We start from the raw sequence: 18,131 nt of genomic DNA on the forward strand, positions 1-18,131 counted from the left end.
AATAGTCCTATGCTGCTGGAATTCATCAAGAACGTCGCGTTGTTATTATCACTGTGCCTGCTGCAGGGATTTAGCCTCCGCCTGTGCCGGGAAAATAAACGCTTACAGCAATTGCTGACCGGATGCCTGTTTGGCTGTATCTGTGTCGTTGGCATGATGACACCGGTGCAGCTTGAGCCCGGGGTTATTTTCGATGCACGCTCTGCCATTCTCAGCATGGCCGGCCTGTTCGGTGGGGCTCTGGTCGCAACGATTGCCGGCGTAATTGCCGGGGTTTATCGTCTGTGGCTGGGCGGAGCCACCTATGGAGTCGGGATCCTCACCATTGTGATTTCGGTGATACTGGGGCTGGCATACCGTGCTGCTCATCAGCGGGGCTGGATGAGTAAAGGCCCCATCCAGCTTTTGCTGTTTGGTGTTCTGCTGCACACAGCCATACTGCTGCTTTTTTCCCTGTTTCCATTCCCTATTCTCCATTCCTTCATGCAACAGATTGCGCTGCCCTATACCGTCTCCTTTGCACTGGCGACCATGCTTCTGGGTCTGATGCTGCAGGACATCATTAACCGGACCAAAACCGAGCAGGCATTACAGGACAGTGAATCCCGTCTGCGGGCCATCGTGCAGGCGATCCCGGATTTAATGGTCATCATTGATGAAGACGGCCATTACCTTGACGCGCTACCCACCACCAACAATCAGTTTTATCCACGAGCCTTAGCCCTGATCGGCAGCAACCTGCACTCGGAACTACCGCCGGAAACCGCAGATCGCATACTCGCCACGGTCCGTGACAGCCTCCGCTTGCAACAGACACAAACCATCGAATATGAACGTGACTTTAAGATGGGCCAGAGACTGGTAGAAGGACGGGCACAGCCACTGGGCTATACCGTCAACAATAAGCAGGTGGTCATTTTTCTGGCCAGAGACATTACGGATCGCAAAATAAAAGAAGACGAAATCGCCTGGCTGGCATTTTATGATCCGCTGACCGGCTTGCCAAACCGGCGCCTGCTGCAGGATCGGCTGCATCAGGCCATGGCGGGCAGCAAGCGTAGCGGACAGCGTGCCGCGTTACTGTTCATTGATCTGGATAACTTCAAGACGCTGAATGATACCCTCGGTCATGACAAAGGTGATCTGTTGCTGCAACAGGTTGCAACCCGGCTTTTCGAATGTGTACGGGAATGCGATACCGTGGCCCGGCTCGGCGGAGATGAGTTTGTCGTGATGCTGGAAGAGTTAAACCATTCGGAAGAACTGGCCGCGGCACAGAGCAAAATGGTGGGCGAAAAAATTCTGGTCAAGCTGTGTCAGCCCTATCTGATCGCCGGTTATGAACATAACAGCAGCGCCAGCATCGGCATCACCTTGTTTCTGGCACATCAGGAAAGCAGCGATGAATTGATGAAACGCGCCGATATCGCCATGTATCAGGCCAAATCTGCCGGACGCAATACACTGCGTTTCTTTGACAATAAAATGCAGGCCATCGTCACCTCACGGGCCGAACTGGAAAATGATCTGCGGGAAGGGTTACGCCAGCAACAACTGCTGCTGCATTATCAGCCTCAGGTCGACGTGCATGGACGGATCATCGGCGCGGAAGCACTGGTGCGCTGGCAACATCCCAGCCGGGGGATGGTGTCACCGGCCCATTTTATTCCGTTAGCCGAAGAGAGCGGCTTAATTCTGTCGCTTGGGGATTGGGTGCTTAATGAAGCTTGCCGTCAGTTACGCCGCTGGGCGGCACAACCCGCCATGGCACATCTCACAATGGCGGTGAATATCAGTGCCCGCCAGATCCATCAGCCGGATTTTGTCGATCAGGTATTAGCCGCGATCCATACCGCCGGCGTTCAGCCATATCACCTGAAACTGGAACTGACCGAAAGCCTGTTGCTGGAAGACACCGAAGAGATCATCCTCAAAATGACGGCACTGAAAGCCTGCGGTGTTGGCTTCTCACTGGACGATTTCGGTACCGGTTATTCCTCACTGGCCTATCTGAAACGACTGCCGCTGGATCAGCTGAAAATCGATAAATCCTTTGTCCACGATCTGCTGACCGACCCGAATGATGCGGCGATTGCCAGCAGTATCATTACACTGGCGCAAAGTCTGGGGCTGAACGTCATCGCCGAAGGGGTGGAAACCGAAGCACAGCGTCAGCGTCTTGAGGCGCTCGGTTGTTACACTTATCAGGGATATCTCTTCGGTCATCCCGTTCCGGCGGATATGTTATTCGCGATCACCCCTAAAAAATAACCAATAGGATTCTTTTGAACCTAGATAAAATTGGTTTACCGCCTTATTTCTGAGGAGTATGAATAGTGCTGCAAGTTGGTATATACGAGCAGTTAATCACTCAGTTGGTATCTTCTCGCTTAGACAGAAATACTTTCTATGTGGGTGAGCGGGCACTTGAGCAGGCGGAAGCGGCGATATGGCTGTCTCGCTTTCTGGGTCGGATATTCGAATATGCTTTGGGTGCTGTACCAGCAGGCAACGATCAACTACAAAATCAAATCGAACTGGCGAACCAGTTATTAATGTGGCTAAAAGATCGCATTCAGGATGATGACTTCATTGAAGAAAATCTTATCCATAGCCAAGGCAAAATTCTGACTGCGCTTTACCAGCTTGAAAATCCAGTTGCCGCAAATCTTAAGCAATATGTCAGCGATATATTCCCACTCACCGGCCTGAGTCAGAGTGAGCTTTTTTGCGGTAGTAATGCAGGTATTTCATTAGATACTGAGCTAAAAAGAGAAATTCTGTCTGCGGACAAAATATATTGGTTGGTCTCTTTTATTAAATGGGCTGGTATTCGTATTTTCCGCAAGGAACTAGAAGAATTTACTCACAGCGGGCGTCAGCTGCGAGTGATTACAACCTCATATATGGGCGCAACAGATGCCAAAGCGGTCGAATTTATTGCCAGCCTGCCGAATACGGAAATTAAGTTAAGTTACAACACGCAACGGGAACGGCTGCACGCCAAGAGTTATCTTTTTTTACGTAATACCGGCTTTAATACGGGATATATCGGTTCCTCCAATCTTTCCCATTCTGCACTGACCAGTGGTCTGGAGTGGAATTTAAAAATTACTTCGCAAGAAATCCCGCACATTATTGAAAAGTCGTTAAGTACATTCGAAACCTATTGGCAATCGAACGATTTTGAACCCTTCGATGGCAATATTGAGAGTAAGCAAAAGCTCAAAGATGCCTTGCAGCAGGCACGGGGTGGTACAGACAACCAGATCGAACATTATTTCGATTTAAAACCGTTTCCTCATCAGCAAGAAATACTGGAACAGCTGACGGTTGAGCGCACCCTGCATCAGCGTTATCGGAACTTGGTGGTTGCAGCCACAGGAACAGGGAAAACCTTAATTTCAGCGTTTGATTTTGCGCGTTTCTTAAAACAAAAGCCGGATGCGACATTCTTGTTTATTGCCCATCGGGAAGAAATCCTTAAACAGGCACAATCGGCTTATCGCGGTGTACTGCGCAATAGTTCGTTTGGTGAGTTCTGGGCAGGTAACACAACGCCCGATCACTACCGTCAATTATTTGTCACCATCCAAACCCTGAATAATCAGCTGCCACAGCTGCAATTAACGGCCGATTATTACGACTATATTGTGATTGATGAGGTGCATCATATTGCGGCGCAAAGCTATCGCCGTGTGTTAGATAATTTTTCACCCACTATTCTTTTAGGGCTGACGGCCACACCAGAACGCCACGATGGTTCGGATATTCTTGATGACTTTTGTGGCGTTATTGCAGCTGAAATCCGTTTACCGGAAGCGATTAACAGACGTCATTTATGCCCTTTTCAGTATTTTGGCATTGATGATGATACGGACCTTCGTAATATCAGCTGGCATCAAGGGCGTTATGATATTGCGCAATTAACCAATCTCTACACGCACAATCAGCAGCGTGTGAATAAAATTGTTCAGAGTCTACAGGACATTGTTACCAATATAAGCGGTATTAGAGCGTTAGCGTTCTGTGTCAGTCGTGAACATGCTGAATATATGTGTAAACAGTTCTTATTAAAGGGCATCCGTAGCGACATATTAACCAGTGACAATAGCAATGAGCGTTATGCCAAACAGCAGATGATCAGAGCCGGTGAGATCAATGTTCTTTTTGTCGTCGATATTTTTAATGAAGGGGTCGATATCCCAGAAGTGGATACGCTGTTGTTTTTGCGGCCGACAGAAAGCCTGACCATTTTCCTGCAACAGTTAGGACGCGGTTTACGTCTGGCCGATGATAAAGAGTGTTGCACGGTGCTGGATTTTGTTGGCAATTCGCGGCCAGAGTACGATTTTTCTCAGAAGTTCAGGTCCTTAGTCGGAAAGACAAATCGGGCTATCAGTGACGAAATCAAACAAGGTTTTCCCCATGCGCCCCTTGGTTGTCGTATTGAATTATCCAAGCGCAATCAGGAGATGGTGTTACAAAACATTCGTCAAGCCACGCTAAATCTAAATCGGCTTTTGGGGCTGATCCGGCAATTCCCGCAGCATACGCATTTGCCATTAACTTTAGCGAATTTCCTAAAAATTCATCCTCATATTGGTTTGGAAGATATCTATAAACGCGGTTGCTGGACTGATTTGGTAGATAAGGCTACTCACCGGGAAACAAGTGAACAGCACAAACAATTCACCAGTGCTTTTGAACGTGCCATTAATACCCGACTTCTTGGCTGTGACGCCGCCAATTACTTACGCTTTCTCATGCGTTTGTGCCAGCAGCATTTTGAACTTCCGGCTGATACCGATCCGCGAATGGCGCTGATGTGTCACTATGATTTTTGGCAAAATACGGGGTCGGCAGCCGGTTTCTCATCGCTTGCTGCAAGCTTGAAAGCGCTGGATTTACCGGTGTTTCGGGATGAGCTATCTGACTTAATTACGCTGTTAATTAATCGGATCCATCATGAGCAGTCTGCAATGCCGCTGATGAATGCTAATCCACTCCAGTTGCATGCGCGTTATGCCAGAGAGCAAATTCTAGTCGGATTTGGCGCCACCACATTTGAACAGCGTGCACCAGCAAGAGAAGGCGTGCTGGAGCTTAAAGACCAGAACGTAGAATTGCTTTTCGTGACACTTAATAAAAGTGAAAAACAGTTTTCTCCCAGCACCATGTACCACGACTATGCAATCAGTGAACGCCTCTTTCATTGGCAATCTCAAAACAGTGCGCGAGCAGATCGGGGCAAAGGGCTCAGCTATATTCAGCATCGTGAAAATGGCAAACGCATCTTTTTGTTTGTGCGTGAGCAATCAAAAGATGAGAACGAGAGAACGATGGGCTTTGTGAATTTTGGCGAGGTTGAATATGTCGCCCATACAGGCAGTCAACCCATGAATATTACCTGGCGTCTCAAACAACCTATGCCGTCATTTATGTGGAAACAGGCAGCTAAATTAGCTATTGATTAGATTCATAGCGGGTTCTGCAGGAAAGACATGACATTTGTTGACAATATTTATCCCCTAAAAGGGATAAACTTGCTTTTATCCTCTATGAGGGATAATACTGTAGTTATCCTATATGGAGGATAAAATATGCGGATTACCTCACCTCAAATGCTTTCTCAAGCTCTACGCGATGCCCGTATACAACGAAAACTGAGTCAACAGGCAACGGCCAGACAGACAGGAATGAAGCAAACGACTGTTTCTGCATTTGAAAACCACCCTGATGGAACCAGAATAGAAACATTGTTCAAACTACTTTCGGCATTGGATCTGGAACTGCATCTGGCTAAACGCGACAGCGAACCGGATAAGTCTCAGGGGTGGGATCAGGAATGGTAGTCTATGGATAAACTAACGGTTGCTTTCAATGGTATTGAGGTTGGCACGCTTACCCGCCACGGCTCCGGAGCTATGGAGTTTCACTACAATCCGGACTGGCTGACTCGTCAGGGAGCCCGTGCTATTTCGTTGTCGCTTCCGCTGTCAGAAAAAATTTATCGGGGAGTGCAAGTCTATAATTTTTTCGATAACTTATTACCAGATAACGAAGCAATCCGAGCCCGGATACAAGCCCGATTCAGGTTAGCATCAAAGCAACCTTTTGATTTACTTGCCAGTATCGGACGTGACTGTATCGGCGCTATTCAGCTATATCCCGAGAACTCAGTGATTCTGCCAATAAATCAAATAACAGCCGAACCACTGGAAGAGGCTGAAATAGCCAGTTTACTTATGGGGTACAAACTCGCGCCGCAGGGAATGGCAGTAGAAACAGATGATTTCCGCATTTCGCTGGCCGGAGCCCAGGAGAAAACAGCCCTGCTTTGGTATCGTGAACAATGGCACAGACCACAGGGCAGTACTCCGACCAGCCATATCATCAAGTTACCAATTGGCCATTTAGCACAAAACAATATCGATCTTAGCGAAAGTAGTGAGAATGAATGGCTATGTCTGCAAATAGCTAAAGCATTCGGGTTTCCCGTTGCGAATGCGGAACTGGCACGCTTTGGTGAACAGAACACCTTAGTTGTTGAACGGTTTGACCGCCGCTGGTCTAAAGATGGTAGTTGGCTGATGCGTCTGCCACAGGAAGATTTTTGTCAGGCGTTAGGTATCGCACCGGCACTGAAATATGAATCAGATGGCGGACCCGGCATAGCCGATGGAATGAAATTACTACTTGGTTCCCAACAAGCCAATCAAGATAGAGAAACCTTCTTCAGGAGTCAGATTCTGTTCTGGTTGCTGGCTGCTATCGATGGTCATGCTAAAAATTTCAGCCTGTTTATTGAAACCGGCAGCGCCTATCGTATGACTCCGCTCTACGACATTATTTCAGCTTACCCATTAATGGCTGCCGGAAGTATTCCCGCCAAACGAGCTCGGATGGCAATGGCGGTTACAGGCAAAAACCGGCATTTCCACTGGGCAACAATCCAGCCGAGGCACTTTGAAAGTACCGCTCAGAAAGCTGGTTACTCTCAAGATAAAGCAGCAGAACTAATGGCTGATTTTAAGGCCGGAGCTGACGCTGTACTCACAAAGGTATCAGGCAGCCTTCCTGCAAATTTCCCAGCCCATATCAGCGATCCTATTTTTGATGGTATTCGCCGCCAGACAAATAAATTGCCGGGGTGACATCAGCATGATGTCTTAACCTGGCTGTCCGATGAAAAGATGTTTTACGGCTTAAACCACGCCATGCACGCTTCCGGCTGATCACCCAAATACCAGTGCACATACGAGGCCAGCAAGCGGCCTTGCTGATAAACCGGTTCGGCACTGCCATGCACCGGATGCTGCGCTTCCCGTTCCGCTGCAACCCGGATCTGGCTGCTGGAAAAATGGAAGGTGTGGCCACGCACTTCACCAAACGGAAACTGTGCCGACAGCACGCCCAGCCCGGCCAGACGCGTTTCCAACAAGGCTTCGCCGGGCAGCACGCCCAGCAGATCACGGCGATGCCCGTCTTTATCCGTCAGACCATTCAGCAGATACAGCATACCGCCGCATTCAGCCACCGTCGGTTTATCCGCCTGCACATGCGCACGGATGGCGTGCAGCATGCTCTGGTTATCCGCCAGCTGATCGAGATACAGCTCCGGATAACCACCCGGCAGATACAGCGCATCGGCCTCCGGCAGCGTTTGATCGGAAATTGGGGAGAAAAAGCGTAATTGTGCGCCCATCTGCTGCAATAACTGCAGATTATCGCGATAGATGAAACTGAACGCCGCATCGTGTGCCACGGCAATCGTGACGCCGTTTAATCCGTCATTCCACGTCTTATTGCTGATCGGGTAGCTGAATTCACTCGCCGGCGGCAATATCAGCGCGCCATGGCTGGCGAGTTGTTCTGCCGCCAGATCAAGACGCTTATCCAGATCGGGCAACTCCGCCGCCTGCACTAATCCGAGATGTCGCTCCGGCAGCGTGATCGCGTCATTTGATGGCATATAACCGCAGAAATGGATGCCGTCCGGCAGACTTTGCTGCAGATAACGCGCATGTCCGGCACTGTTAACACGGTTCGCCACCACGCCGAAGACTTTCAGCTCCGGCTGATAGTTAGCCAGTCCGTACACCAGCGCGCCAAAGGTCTGCGCCATCGCCGAGCCATCGACGACCAGCAACAGCGGAATAGCAAACAGGCGGGCGATATCGGCTGAACTGGTATGGCCGTCATACAGCCCCATCACGCCTTCAATCAGGATGAGGTCGGCCTCCTGTGCGGCTTCCGCCAGACGCCGCCGGCAGTTATCCTCGCCCATCATCCACAGATCCAGCTGATGTACCGGTGCGCTACTGGCCTGCTCCAGCAGCATCGGATCTAAAAAGTCCGGTCCGGTCTTAAACACCCGCACCGTCTTGCCCTGTTGCGTCCAGTAACGCGCCAGCGCGGCAGTAACCGTGGTTTTGCCGCTATGGCTGGAAGGCGCACTGACCAGCAGCGCCGGACAGGATTTAGTTTGCATGTTGTTGTTTCCACTGCTCCAGAAGGCTAAAAAGCTTGTCCATATTCAGATGATCGGCCAGACAATCTGCCAGCCGGTTGATGCCGTCTTCCCGCAGTTGTTGCATATCCGGCGCGGTATCGATGCTGAGCCCGGCCCAGCGCAGCAACGCATTACAAGCGGCCGGTTCATCGAACAGTCCGTGCAGATAACTGCCCAGAATCAGGTTATCCGCGGAGCAAAAACCATCCTCTGCCGTCTGCTGACCATCATTCAGCTGCAGAGGCTGCGTATACCCGGAGGGAATCTCTGTCACCCCGGCATGAATTTCATACCCGATCACAGGAACTGTTTCACCCTCCAGTGTCAGGGTACCGGTCACCCGGCGCAGCTGTTTTTCCGGCGCCAGCGTGGTACTGATCGGCAATAAACCGAGCCCTGGCATGGAACCGGCCTCACCTTCCAGGCCCAGCGGATCATGCAGCATGTCGCCCAGCATCTGATAACCGCCACAGATACCAATCAGCTTGCCGCCGAAGCGCAGGTGACGGTTGATCGCGTTATCCCAGCCCTGTTCGCGAAGGAAGCGCAAATCACCCTGCACGCTCTTCGAGCCGGGCAGAATAATAAGATCCGCCGGTGGTAATGGCTGATTCGGCGGCACCATGATGAGATCCACATCCGGATGCAGCCGCAATACATCAAAATCGGTGTGATTACTGATGCGCGGGAAACAGGGCACCACCACGCGGAATTTACCGCGCTCACCTTGCTGCACCGCAATGGCATCTTCCTGTTCCAGATACAGGCCATGCAGATAAGGCAGCACGCCCAGCACCGGCTTGCCGGTGGTCTGTTCCAGCCAGTCGAGGCCACCTTGCAGCAGGGTAATATCGCCACGGAAGCGGTTGATAACAAAGCCGATCACCCGGTTCTGTTCACTCTCGGAAAGCAGCGCCAGCGTGCCATAGAGATGCGCGAACACGCCGCCTTTATCGATGTCGGCAATAATGATGACCGGACAATCTGCCTCTTCGGCAAAGCCCATATTGGCAATGTCACGATCGCGCAGATTGATCTCCGCCGGACTCCCCGCGCCCTCAATGATCACTGCCTGATAGTGCGCCTGCAGGTGGTGGTACGACTCCATCACTGCGCCCATCACCCGGGGTTTGTATTCGTGATACGCGCAGGCGTCCATATCCGCCAGTGCCTTGCCCTGCACGATCACCTGCGCCCCGATATCGGTATTTGGCTTCAGCAGCACCGGGTTCATGTGCACGGTCGGCTCAATCTCACAGGCCTGCGCCTGTACCGCCTGCGCGCGGCCAATCTCACCACCGTCTGCTGTCACCGCACTGTTCAGCGCCATGTTCTGCGATTTAAACGGCGCCACCGACCAGCCCTGTCGTTTCAGCAGACGGCACAGCCCCGCCACCAGCGTGCTTTTACCGGCATCGGACGTGGTGCCCTGCACCATGAGAGAGAATTTTTTCAGCAACTTGAGGAGATCCTGACAGGTCTTGCGGTCCGAAGATATCTGCCATCATAAGCCGATTAAGGGATTATTTACACTTGCAGTATGTATCTTTAAGGATACACTTATTATGAACGTCTTTCTTAAAACAGAAATTTTTGACCACTGGTGGTGATAAATCAACGCAGAGTAAAGACATCAGACAAGCAAAGCTGATCTGGGTTGAACTGGAGAAATCTTCATGAAAAAAGTCACGCTGTCTTCTTTCGATGCGGCAGATTATCTTGATAGCGAAGAGGCTATTGCCGAATATCTGAATGCCATTCTGGAGGAAGATGATCCGGCACTATTTCTGACGGCTTTAGGCGATGTAGCCAAAGCCAGAGGCATGAGCCAGATCGCGGTACAAACCGGTCTCGGTCGGGAAAGTCTGTATAAAACGTTCGCACCGGGCGCTCATCCCCGATACGAAACCGTGGTTAAAGTATTAAAAGCATTGGGTGTCAAACTGACGATAGCAGCCTGAAATCACTCTTCCTCTTCCGGCTTGAGCTTTTTACGTTTGGAACGGGGATGCGTCTGGTCATACACTGCAGCCAGATGCTGAAAATCGAGGTGGGTATAGATCTGCGTGGTCGCCAGATTGGCATGCCCCAGCAACTCCTGTACCGCGCGCAGATCGCCGGAAGATTCCAGCATATGTGTGGCAAAGCTGTGACGCAGTTTATGCGGATGTACATGACTGTTCAGTGTCTGTTTCTGTCCCCACTGCTCAATGCGGATCTCCACCATCCGCGCCGTAATGCGCCGCTTGCGGCTGCTGAGAAACAGGGCGGTTTCCCCTTCGAGCAGAAAAGCGGTTCTGGTTCTGAGCCACTTCTCCAGCCATTCCAGTGCCAGCCGGCCAACCGGCAGAATGCGCTCTTTGTTACCCTTGCCGATCACTCTGACCTGACGACTGGTCATATCCAGATCATTCAGATCCAGCGCCACCAGCTCAGAAAGACGCATACCGGTGGAATAGAACAGCTCCATGATGGCGCGGTCACGCACCACCAGCGGATCCGATTCATCAGTGATATTCAGCAGCTGATGTACCTGATCGACATCGAGATTTTTCGGCAGTGGCCGTCCCAGTTTCGGCAGTGCCACCCCACGCGCCGGATTCGCCGCCAGAATACCGCGGATCACCAGCCAGTCAGCAAAGCTGCGCAGGGCCGACATCTTGGTGCTGATGGTGCGCGGCGAAGTATCTTTGTGTTTACGCAGCGTGTGCGCCCATTGCCGCACCAGCGGGTTATTCAGCTCACCCCAGTCCTGGATCTGCTTCTCCTGCAGCCATTCAATTAACGCCTGCAGATGCCGCTGATAATTACTGAGGGTATGCGCACTGAGCTGGCGCTCGACGCGCAGGTATTCCAGATAGGTATGTAAGACAGAGGACAGTGACTCACTCACAGGAACGGGCCAGTGTCGGCAGCAACAAGGTCACGAACCGGCCTAACTGCTCCAGCAGCAGGCTGTCCATCCCCGGCTGATAATGCTGCGGATTAGCATGGCCAAAGGCCAGAAAGCCCCATTCGCCATACTCCCCGAGCCGCAGCAGGGCCATCGAGTGCACCAGCGAGCCCTGCCCGAAAATCAGCTCCCGGTCGCAATCATTGACGCGGCCGAAATAGACCAGCTGATCGGCCATCGGATAGAGGCACAAGCGCTGAAACAGCGGATATTCCATCTCATAGGGCTTATCAAAGCGCTTGGCTTTCACCCGCGCCTGATTCACCCACAGCGCACAGGCCGGGATCCGCAACCGTTCACGAAACGTGGAATGCAGACACTTCCATAACTGCCGCATTGACGTGCAGGCGAACAGCGCCGGATAGACATCGGTATAGACGCGGAAGATAAACTCGTTGCGGGTGGCATTCGCCAGCAGCTCCTGCCGTTCATCTTCCAGCTGCTGCAGACGCTCGCGCTGCCGCTCCAGTTTCACATCAAACAGCGACACCGTACCGCGCTGTTCATGGGGCACCGCTATCTCTTCCAGCAACTCTTTATGCCGCAGGAAAAAATCCGGATGTTGCTTCAGATAATCGGCTATGCGGTTCTCTTCCAGCATCGACTCCAGTGCACCCATGTTGATACTCATAATTCGATTTGTCCGTCGAAGACATGCTCTGCCGGACCGGTCATGTAAACCGGGCTGCCAGGGCCATTCCAGGAGATATACAGCGAACCGCCGGGCAGATTCACCTTCACACGGCCTTTAAGTTTCTCCTGCTGAATACCAACCACGACGGCGGCACAGGCGCCGGTGCCGCAGGCCAGTGTTTCACCAGCACCACGCTCATACACCCGCAGATTGATTTCACTGGCAGAAACCACTTCCATGAAACCGACATTGATCCGCTCAGGGAACCGGTCAAACGACTCCAGTTTCGGTCCCAGTGTTTCAACCGGAGCATCTTTCACACTCGGCACCTCGATCACGCAATGAGGGTTCCCCATCGACACGACTCCACACATCACCGTTTGTTCGGCAACGCGCAGCAGATAAAGCTTCTCGGCTTTCAGGGCCCGGAACGGGATCTTGGCCGGTTCAAACTCCGGTACGCCCATGTTGACCGTAACCTGATCGTTATCTTCCAGTTGCAGCACAATGCGGCCACTGACCGTACTGACCGCAATACGGTCTTTGTTGGTCAGCCCTTTCAGACGCACAAAACGGGCAAAACAGCGCGCACCGTTACCACACTGCTGCACTTCCGAACCATCGGCATTAAAAATACGATAGTGGAAGTCGAGATCAGGATCATACGGCGGTTCGACCAGCAGCAGCTGGTCAAAACCGATACCAAAATGACGATCACCGAGGCGTTTCAGCGTTTCCGCATTAAAAAACACCTTCTGCGTGACGCCATCAACCACCACAAAGTCATTTCCCAGACCGTGCATTTTGGAAAACTGGATCAACATGCAGCCTGACTCCTGTTACGGCAACAGATGTTCAAATTGCCACAGCGATGCCAGCGGTTCACGCTCACGCACCAGATGCGGCTGTTCACCGTCCACCAGCACTTCTGCGGCACGGGAACGGGCGTTATAGTTAGACGCCATCGAGAAACCATACGCGCCGGCGGAACGGACTACCAGATAATCACCCGGTGCAATCGCCAGTTCGCGATCTTTACCCAGGAAATCGCCGGTTTCACAAATCGGACCCACGACATCGTAGTGATGCGCATCACGCGGCAGCGAACGGTTCACCGGAATGATATTCATCCAGGCACTGTACAGTGACGGACGGATCAGGTCGTTCATCGCGGCATCGACAATCGCAAAATGACGATCTTCACCCGCTTTCAGATATTCCACTTTGGTCGCCAGAATACCGGCATTGGCCATAATCGCACGGCCCGGTTCAAACATCAGCGTCAGATCGCGATCCTGCAGTTTCTGTTTAAGTGCCAGTGCATATTCGCTCGGGTGCGGTGGTGTTTCGTCGTTGTAATTCACACCCAGACCACCACCCACATCCAGATGATGAATTTTGATGCCGGCAGCCGATAATTCATCGATCAGGGCCAGCAGTTTATCGACTGCTTCAAGGAACGGAGAGATTTCAGTCAGCTGCGAACCGATATGGCAATCCACACCGGTGATCTGCAGGTTCGGCAGGCTGGCCGCGTAGCGGTACACTTCCGGTGCGCGTTCAATCGGAATACCGAATTTGTTCTGTTTCAGACCGGTAGAGATATACGGGTGGGTACCGGCATCGATATCCGGGTTGATACGGATAGAAATCCGCGCCACTTTCCCCATAGAACCCGCCACCTGATTCAGGCGTTCCAGTTCCGGCTCTGATTCCACGTTAAAGCAGAGAATGTCCTGCCCCAATGCATAACGCATTTCTTCTTCGGTTTTACCGACACCGGAGAACACGACTTTCTTCGCATCCCCGCCGGCGGCAATAACACGCGCCAGCTCACCGCCGGAAACGATGTCAAAACCGGAACCCAGACGCGCCAGCAGGTTCAGGATCGCGAGGTTGCCATTGGCCTTTACCGCGTAACAGATCAGGTGCGGCACATCACCGGCAGCGGCATCAAACGCTTTCCAGTGACGTTCGATGGTCGCACGGGAATAGATATACAAAGGGGTGCCGTATTGGGCGACTAACTCACTGACTGCACATTGTTCGGCCAGCAGTTCGCCATCTTCGCGATAATTAAAAAAATCCATGGCTCCATCGTTTCCTTATGATTGGGTCTGGTGGTTGTCAGTCTGGTCTTGCGGCTGGGCAGGCTGCTGTTGTGCCGGTGGCTGCTGTGGCATATACAGTGGCCCTTTCAAGCCACAACCACTCAGCAAACCGGTCAGTAACAGTGCTAAACCCACACTGTATGTGCGCATTTTCATGATCTTGTGCGATTCAGTAATTTGGACCACTATAATCTCACTCATCGCAGTAAATGCAAATAGGACAAGCCGGAATGAAAGACAGTGAATTTCACGCGCTGGTGGAAGGGCGCTACCAGTTTATCGAACAAGCCATAGATAATTGCGATACCGATATTGATTGTGAACTCAACAGCGGCGTGGTCACGCTGACTTTTGTCAACGGCAGCAAGATCATTATCAACAAGCAGGAGCCGCTACATCAGATCTGGGTAGCGACCCGTGAAAACGGCTATCACTTCGACTGGAAAGATGGCAAATGGATTGATAATCGCGGTGGCCGTGAGCTGATCGAATTACTCAGTGACGCCTGCAGTAAACAGTCCGGCGAAAAAGTGACGTTAGGTTAAACATCATGGATAAACCGGTTGTTGATATCTACTACTGCCGCCAGTGCAACTGGATGCTGCGCGCCGGGTGGATGGCACAAGAGCTGTTACATACCTTCAGTGAAGAACTGGGCAGCGTCAATTTACATCCGGATACCGGCGGCCGTTTTGAAATTCTGGTGAATGGCGTCTGTATCTGGGAACGTAAAGCGGATGGCGGCTTCCCGGATGTCAAAGCACTGAAGCAGCGGGTACGCGATCAGATCGCGCCGGAACGCGATCTCGGACATGTCGACAAGAAAACATATTAATCTACCAACAAAAACGGCTCCCTCAGGGAGCCGTTTTGCTATATGCAGATCACTCTTCGGCTGGCGCATCTTTCGGTGGTTTGCCGTCTTTTGGTGGTTTTTCCTTCGGATCTTTTGACTGTTTCTGCTCATCACGTGGCGCAGGCGCGCTTTCGTCGCCTTCAGCTCTGTTCATGGCTTCAGAATGCTCTCTGCCTTCCGGTGCTGCGTTGTTAGTCCGTTCTTCACCCTGTTTCCGGGCTTTTTTAGTATCCGGAGCCGGACGATCACATTTCTGGCCTTCAGGGCATTCCTGTCTGGCTTCATCATCCGCCGGGGCCGGACTGGCATTCGCCATTGATACACCGAAAGCAGAAACAACAGCACTCAGACCCAAGCTCAGCAGAACTTTTTTGATACCCATACTCATTTACAACCTCGTAAGTCATGTGACGTAATGCGGAGGCGATAATAGTCCTTCAGGTATACTTCTCATCCTGATTTGCGATTCTTTACACTTTTGAACAAAGGACAAAAAACAGCGGTAATGTTAGCCGGATGCCTGTTGCGGCATCTCCCGCATCGCGGAGCGGTATGGCGTGACCTGCAGTGAATCTGAACCGGGCACCAGCTCATAAAACTGCGGTAAATTGAAATTGATCACCTGTTCGGTGAAGTCGAAACGCTGATGCGTCATGGTGTAATAGCGATTGACATTCTGCACCAGATCTTCTTTGCTGCCGGCATATTCGTGATAAATTTCGACTTTGTTATTTTCGTCCAGAATATAGACGTTAAAACCGTTGTCGTTATCTTCAAAGAAATACTGGATCAGGCCTTCACTGGCATACGCATCGACGATCGGCGGCACATGCAGCCCGTTATCCGGCTCCGCGGTCTGACGTTCCAGTTTGTTATCCGACACCTGACGGTAAAAATCGATCGCACTGCTGAGCTGACGCACGGAGACTCCGCGGCGTTCCAGAAACAGCGCATACCGGTGCTCACCCACGGACAGTAATTTCACCATGCGCTGTTTATCCAGCGCCAGACGCAGCGAAATACAGGAGTTCACCAGTTCCGTAAACTGGTGGCGGATCTCGTCGCGGTAATACTGACTGTAGCAGAACACATCGATCGCATCCGGTGCCGCAGCGTCCTGATGCATCTTGCTTAAAATGGTACTCAGGGCCTCAACAACCGCATCCAGACCGTTAAAGTGCAGCGTACGCACTTCATTCCATGAATTCCGGTACACCAGATCCACCGTACCAATCAGGCACTCCTGACGCGCGCCGAAACAGAGCATATCCTCGCCATGTTCCAGCACCGGCGGCATCTCTTCCGGCCAGTCGGCCGTCGGATCACGCTCCAGATTGAGGAAAATCCCCAGATGACGGATTTCACACGGCCGGCTCAGCGCCAGATTACTTGCCGGCGGCAATTCCACCGGGAAGGTATCGGCCAGATCCTGACAGAACTGATGCAGACAGGTTCGGGTGATATCGGAGCCCGCCTGCCGGATATCGATCCGCGTATTCGCGACCATCAGACCATTAAAATAGGCCCAGGCCACCAGCTTGGAAAGATAGCCGTTATATTCCAGCGGTGCCCGCCCGATAATATCGTGCGGTTTGAGCGAGTATTTATACAGATACCAGCCCTGACGGTTCAGATGTCCCGGCGGCACCTGGATCAGGCTTAAATCCGACTCATGCAAATCAGGCGCAATCTTCAGGTTAATACGCTGCACCTTACCCGGCAGCGCCTCAAACGCGGTATAGAGTTTACGCGACAGAATCCCGATATCTTCCGGGTTGATGGATTCACTGATGTTGTTGCGGCGCGCAAACTGGATCAGCTTGCTGTAACTTTGCATCAGCGAGCTCAGCAGCTCTTCATAGGCCGTTTTAACCTGCTCGACTTTCCACTGATCATGGCTGTCGAGATGCTGCAGCGTTGCATGATCCCAACCCCAGTCCCGCACCAGTTTAACCAGCAAATCACGTCGCCAGCGACCATGTTGCGGTGGCACATTGCGGCTTAACGGGTCACAGATTTTTAAATAGAAACAACGCCGCGCCAGATCCAGCCGTTTGGTATCCCCCAGCTTGGTCAGATAATCCGTGACCTTATCCAGCATCAGATAATAGGCATCCAGCGATAAACCGAATTCATCATGCTGCTGGAACCAGCGTTTCGCCTGTACGGCTAACAGATCGGTGTGCGGGAACTCTGCGGAATAGGCTTCCATGACCAGAATTTTCAATACCGCCTTGTAAGGCGAATCCAGCCCTTTGTACAGCAGCCACAGTGCCGAACCAAAATACTCTTCCGCCGGAATATGACCAACGCCGCCCAGATCGAGCCAGTCATCTTCGGAAATCATCCCGGTGCTGAACAGCGCTGCGGCCAGTGCATCATATTCATCTTCCCGCTCGACCGGGATCAACGGCCACAGCAGACGCTTACCGGCAACCCGCGTAGCACTGCGGTAAAACTCTTCCAGCAACAGCAGATGCTGCGCACTGCCGCAGTTATCCAGGCCAACCTGAGCCTGGTTACCGACGCGGAATTTATTTTCCGGGATCAGGAAAAAGTTCATTTCCACACTGTGCTGTTCTGCCAGCCGGGAGAGGAACTGACACTTTTGCTCCAGCAGTGCCCGCCGCTCAGCAGACAATGCCGGATCATGACAAATCCAGATATCCAGATCGGAGACCGTACTCTGGCCAATAGACGAGGTGCTGCCCATGGTATACACCGCAGACAGGCAGCACTCTTTCACTTCAGGCTCGGCCGTATGACCGCATTGGGTAAACAGAAACTTGCGTTGCGCCGCATCCGGCTGAAAATTGGCAATACCACAGGGCACCTCACCGGAGACATAGCCCGGAAGGTGTGGATGATGATAATGCAGCAGAACCGGCAGCATGGAGAGCATACGCCGCCCCGCCTCGTTCATTGCCTCCAGCGCCCGTTCCATCTTGATCTGATTGATGGCATCACAGCGGGCAACCAGCAACTCAAACTGTTTAAACAACCGTTTGGCCTTAGTTGATCAAATTCGGACACTTCGCCAGCAATGGCTGGTGTAATTTCCC

16 protein-coding genes are annotated in these 18,131 nt (G+C 51.9%); 7 read left to right on the forward strand and 9 right to left on the reverse strand.

Translation table 11 applies throughout. The annotated features are described in order from the left end of the window. Nucleotides 1–9 precede the first annotated feature (9 nt). The 4 genes from TOLA_RS15970 (at nucleotide 10) to TOLA_RS15985 (ending at nucleotide 7,157) form a co-directional block, all read left to right on the forward strand. Entirely contained in the window at nucleotides 10–2,271 is a 2,262-nt protein-coding gene (locus TOLA_RS15970; RefSeq protein ID WP_015880149.1) for a putative bifunctional diguanylate cyclase/phosphodiesterase, read from the forward strand. A 65-nt stretch (nucleotides 2,272–2,336) separates the two neighbouring features. Further along, nucleotides 2,337–5,477, forward strand: a complete 3,141-nt coding sequence (locus tag TOLA_RS15975) for a DEAD/DEAH box helicase (RefSeq protein WP_015880150.1) — start codon at nucleotides 2,337–2,339, stop codon at nucleotides 5,475–5,477. Nucleotides 5,478–5,603: 126 nt separating this feature from the next. After that, complete coding sequence (locus tag TOLA_RS15980; protein ID WP_015880151.1) at nucleotides 5,604–5,855, forward strand: helix-turn-helix domain-containing protein; 252 nt, start codon at nucleotides 5,604–5,606, stop codon at nucleotides 5,853–5,855. Nucleotides 5,856–5,858: 3 nt separating this feature from the next. Then, entirely contained in the window at nucleotides 5,859–7,157 is a 1,299-nt protein-coding gene (locus TOLA_RS15985; protein WP_015880152.1) for a type II toxin-antitoxin system HipA family toxin, read from the forward strand. A 44-nt stretch (nucleotides 7,158–7,201) separates the two neighbouring features. Here the strand turns inward: TOLA_RS15985 and TOLA_RS15990 are convergent, their stop codons facing one another. Both TOLA_RS15990 and TOLA_RS15995 read right to left on the reverse strand, forming a co-directional pair. Continuing rightward, a complete protein-coding gene (locus tag TOLA_RS15990) occupies nucleotides 7,202–8,494 on the reverse strand; it encodes a cobyrinic acid a,c-diamide synthase CobB (RefSeq protein ID WP_015880153.1) in 1,293 nt (430 codons plus the stop codon). Further along, nucleotides 8,484–9,974: a cobyric acid synthase gene (locus TOLA_RS15995; protein WP_015880154.1), complete on the reverse strand. Its 1,491-nt coding sequence runs from the start codon at nucleotides 9,972–9,974 to the stop codon at nucleotides 8,484–8,486. The genes TOLA_RS15990 and TOLA_RS15995 overlap by 11 nt, the downstream gene beginning before the upstream one ends. A 217-nt stretch (nucleotides 9,975–10,191) precedes the next feature. Here TOLA_RS15995 and TOLA_RS16000 point away from each other — a divergent pair, with 217 nt between their 5' ends. Beyond that, nucleotides 10,192–10,476, forward strand: coding sequence for an addiction module antidote protein (locus TOLA_RS16000; RefSeq protein WP_015880155.1), 285 nt, complete (start codon nucleotides 10,192–10,194; stop codon nucleotides 10,474–10,476). A gap of 2 nt (nucleotides 10,477–10,478) precedes the next feature. On the opposite strand, the gene xerC is transcribed toward TOLA_RS16000, so the two are convergent. The 5 genes from xerC to lptM are packed head-to-tail and all read right to left on the reverse strand — an operon-like array spanning nucleotide 10,479 to nucleotide 14,363. Then, entirely contained in the window at nucleotides 10,479–11,408 is a 930-nt protein-coding gene (gene xerC, locus TOLA_RS16005) for a tyrosine recombinase XerC (RefSeq protein WP_015880156.1), read from the reverse strand. After that, nucleotides 11,401–12,099 (reverse strand): DUF484 family protein, encoded by a 699-nt coding sequence (locus TOLA_RS16010; protein ID WP_049759198.1) that lies wholly within the window; start codon nucleotides 12,097–12,099, stop codon nucleotides 11,401–11,403. Before TOLA_RS16010 ends, xerC begins: the two co-directional genes overlap by 8 nt. Further along, nucleotides 12,096–12,926, reverse strand: coding sequence for a diaminopimelate epimerase (dapF, locus tag TOLA_RS16015; protein WP_015880158.1), 831 nt, complete (start codon nucleotides 12,924–12,926; stop codon nucleotides 12,096–12,098). Before dapF ends, TOLA_RS16010 begins: the two co-directional genes overlap by 4 nt. Before the next feature lie 15 nt (nucleotides 12,927–12,941). After that, a complete protein-coding gene (lysA, locus tag TOLA_RS16020) occupies nucleotides 12,942–14,192 on the reverse strand; it encodes a diaminopimelate decarboxylase (RefSeq protein WP_015880159.1) in 1,251 nt (416 codons plus the stop codon). A 15-nt stretch (nucleotides 14,193–14,207) separates the two neighbouring features. After that, nucleotides 14,208–14,363, reverse strand: coding sequence for an LPS translocon maturation chaperone LptM (lptM, locus tag TOLA_RS16590; RefSeq protein WP_148210461.1), 156 nt, complete (start codon nucleotides 14,361–14,363; stop codon nucleotides 14,208–14,210). An 80-nt stretch (nucleotides 14,364–14,443) separates the two neighbouring features. On the opposite strand from lptM, the gene cyaY reads away from it, so the two are divergent. Together cyaY and TOLA_RS16030 are read left to right on the forward strand one after the other, a co-directional pair. Continuing rightward, on the forward strand, nucleotides 14,444–14,758 hold the full coding sequence (gene cyaY / locus TOLA_RS16025; protein WP_015880160.1) for an iron donor protein CyaY: 315 nt from the start codon (nucleotides 14,444–14,446) through the stop codon (nucleotides 14,756–14,758). Between the two features lie 5 nt (nucleotides 14,759–14,763). Then, entirely contained in the window at nucleotides 14,764–15,048 is a 285-nt protein-coding gene (locus TOLA_RS16030) for an Rdx family protein (protein WP_015880161.1), read from the forward strand. Nucleotides 15,049–15,097: 49 nt separating this feature from the next. Here the strand turns inward: TOLA_RS16030 and TOLA_RS16035 are convergent, their stop codons facing one another. Both TOLA_RS16035 and TOLA_RS16040 read right to left on the reverse strand, forming a co-directional pair. Next, the gene (locus TOLA_RS16035) at nucleotides 15,098–15,457 is read right to left on the reverse strand and encodes a hypothetical protein (RefSeq protein ID WP_015880162.1); all 360 of its coding nucleotides are present in this window, start codon (nucleotides 15,455–15,457) and stop codon (nucleotides 15,098–15,100) included. Between the two features lie 120 nt (nucleotides 15,458–15,577). Next, complete coding sequence (locus TOLA_RS16040) at nucleotides 15,578–18,070, reverse strand: class I adenylate cyclase (RefSeq protein WP_015880163.1); 2,493 nt, start codon at nucleotides 18,068–18,070, stop codon at nucleotides 15,578–15,580. Nucleotides 18,071–18,131 lie beyond the last annotated feature (61 nt).

This window comes from Tolumonas auensis DSM 9187 (assembly GCF_000023065.1).
Taxonomy (GTDB): Bacteria; Pseudomonadota; Gammaproteobacteria; order Enterobacterales; family Aeromonadaceae; genus Tolumonas; species Tolumonas auensis.

What these genes read in the sequence shown, in the direction of transcription:
- TOLA_RS16010 (WP_049759198.1), bottom strand. Translation starts at nt 12,099, where the DNA reads ATGAGTATCAACATGGGTGCACTGGAGTCGATGCTGGAAGAGAACCGC.
- lptM (WP_148210461.1), bottom strand. Translation starts at nt 14,363, where the DNA reads ATGCGCACATACAGTGTGGGTTTAGCACTGTTACTGACCGGTTTGCTG.
- TOLA_RS16000 (WP_015880155.1), top strand. Translation starts at nt 10,192, where the DNA reads ATGAAAAAAGTCACGCTGTCTTCTTTCGATGCGGCAGATTATCTTGAT.
- TOLA_RS15980 (WP_015880151.1), top strand. Translation starts at nt 5,604, where the DNA reads ATGCGGATTACCTCACCTCAAATGCTTTCTCAAGCTCTACGCGATGCC.
- TOLA_RS15985 (WP_015880152.1), top strand. Translation starts at nt 5,859, where the DNA reads ATGGATAAACTAACGGTTGCTTTCAATGGTATTGAGGTTGGCACGCTT.
- TOLA_RS15970 (WP_015880149.1), top strand. Translation starts at nt 10, where the DNA reads ATGCTGCTGGAATTCATCAAGAACGTCGCGTTGTTATTATCACTGTGC.
- dapF (WP_015880158.1), bottom strand. Translation starts at nt 12,926, where the DNA reads ATGTTGATCCAGTTTTCCAAAATGCACGGTCTGGGAAATGACTTTGTG.
- TOLA_RS15990 (WP_015880153.1), bottom strand. Translation starts at nt 8,494, where the DNA reads ATGCAAACTAAATCCTGTCCGGCGCTGCTGGTCAGTGCGCCTTCCAGC.
- TOLA_RS16035 (WP_015880162.1), bottom strand. Translation starts at nt 15,457, where the DNA reads ATGAGTATGGGTATCAAAAAAGTTCTGCTGAGCTTGGGTCTGAGTGCT.
- lysA (WP_015880159.1), bottom strand. Translation starts at nt 14,192, where the DNA reads ATGGATTTTTTTAATTATCGCGAAGATGGCGAACTGCTGGCCGAACAA.
- cyaY (WP_015880160.1), top strand. Translation starts at nt 14,444, where the DNA reads ATGAAAGACAGTGAATTTCACGCGCTGGTGGAAGGGCGCTACCAGTTT.
- TOLA_RS16030 (WP_015880161.1), top strand. Translation starts at nt 14,764, where the DNA reads ATGGATAAACCGGTTGTTGATATCTACTACTGCCGCCAGTGCAACTGG.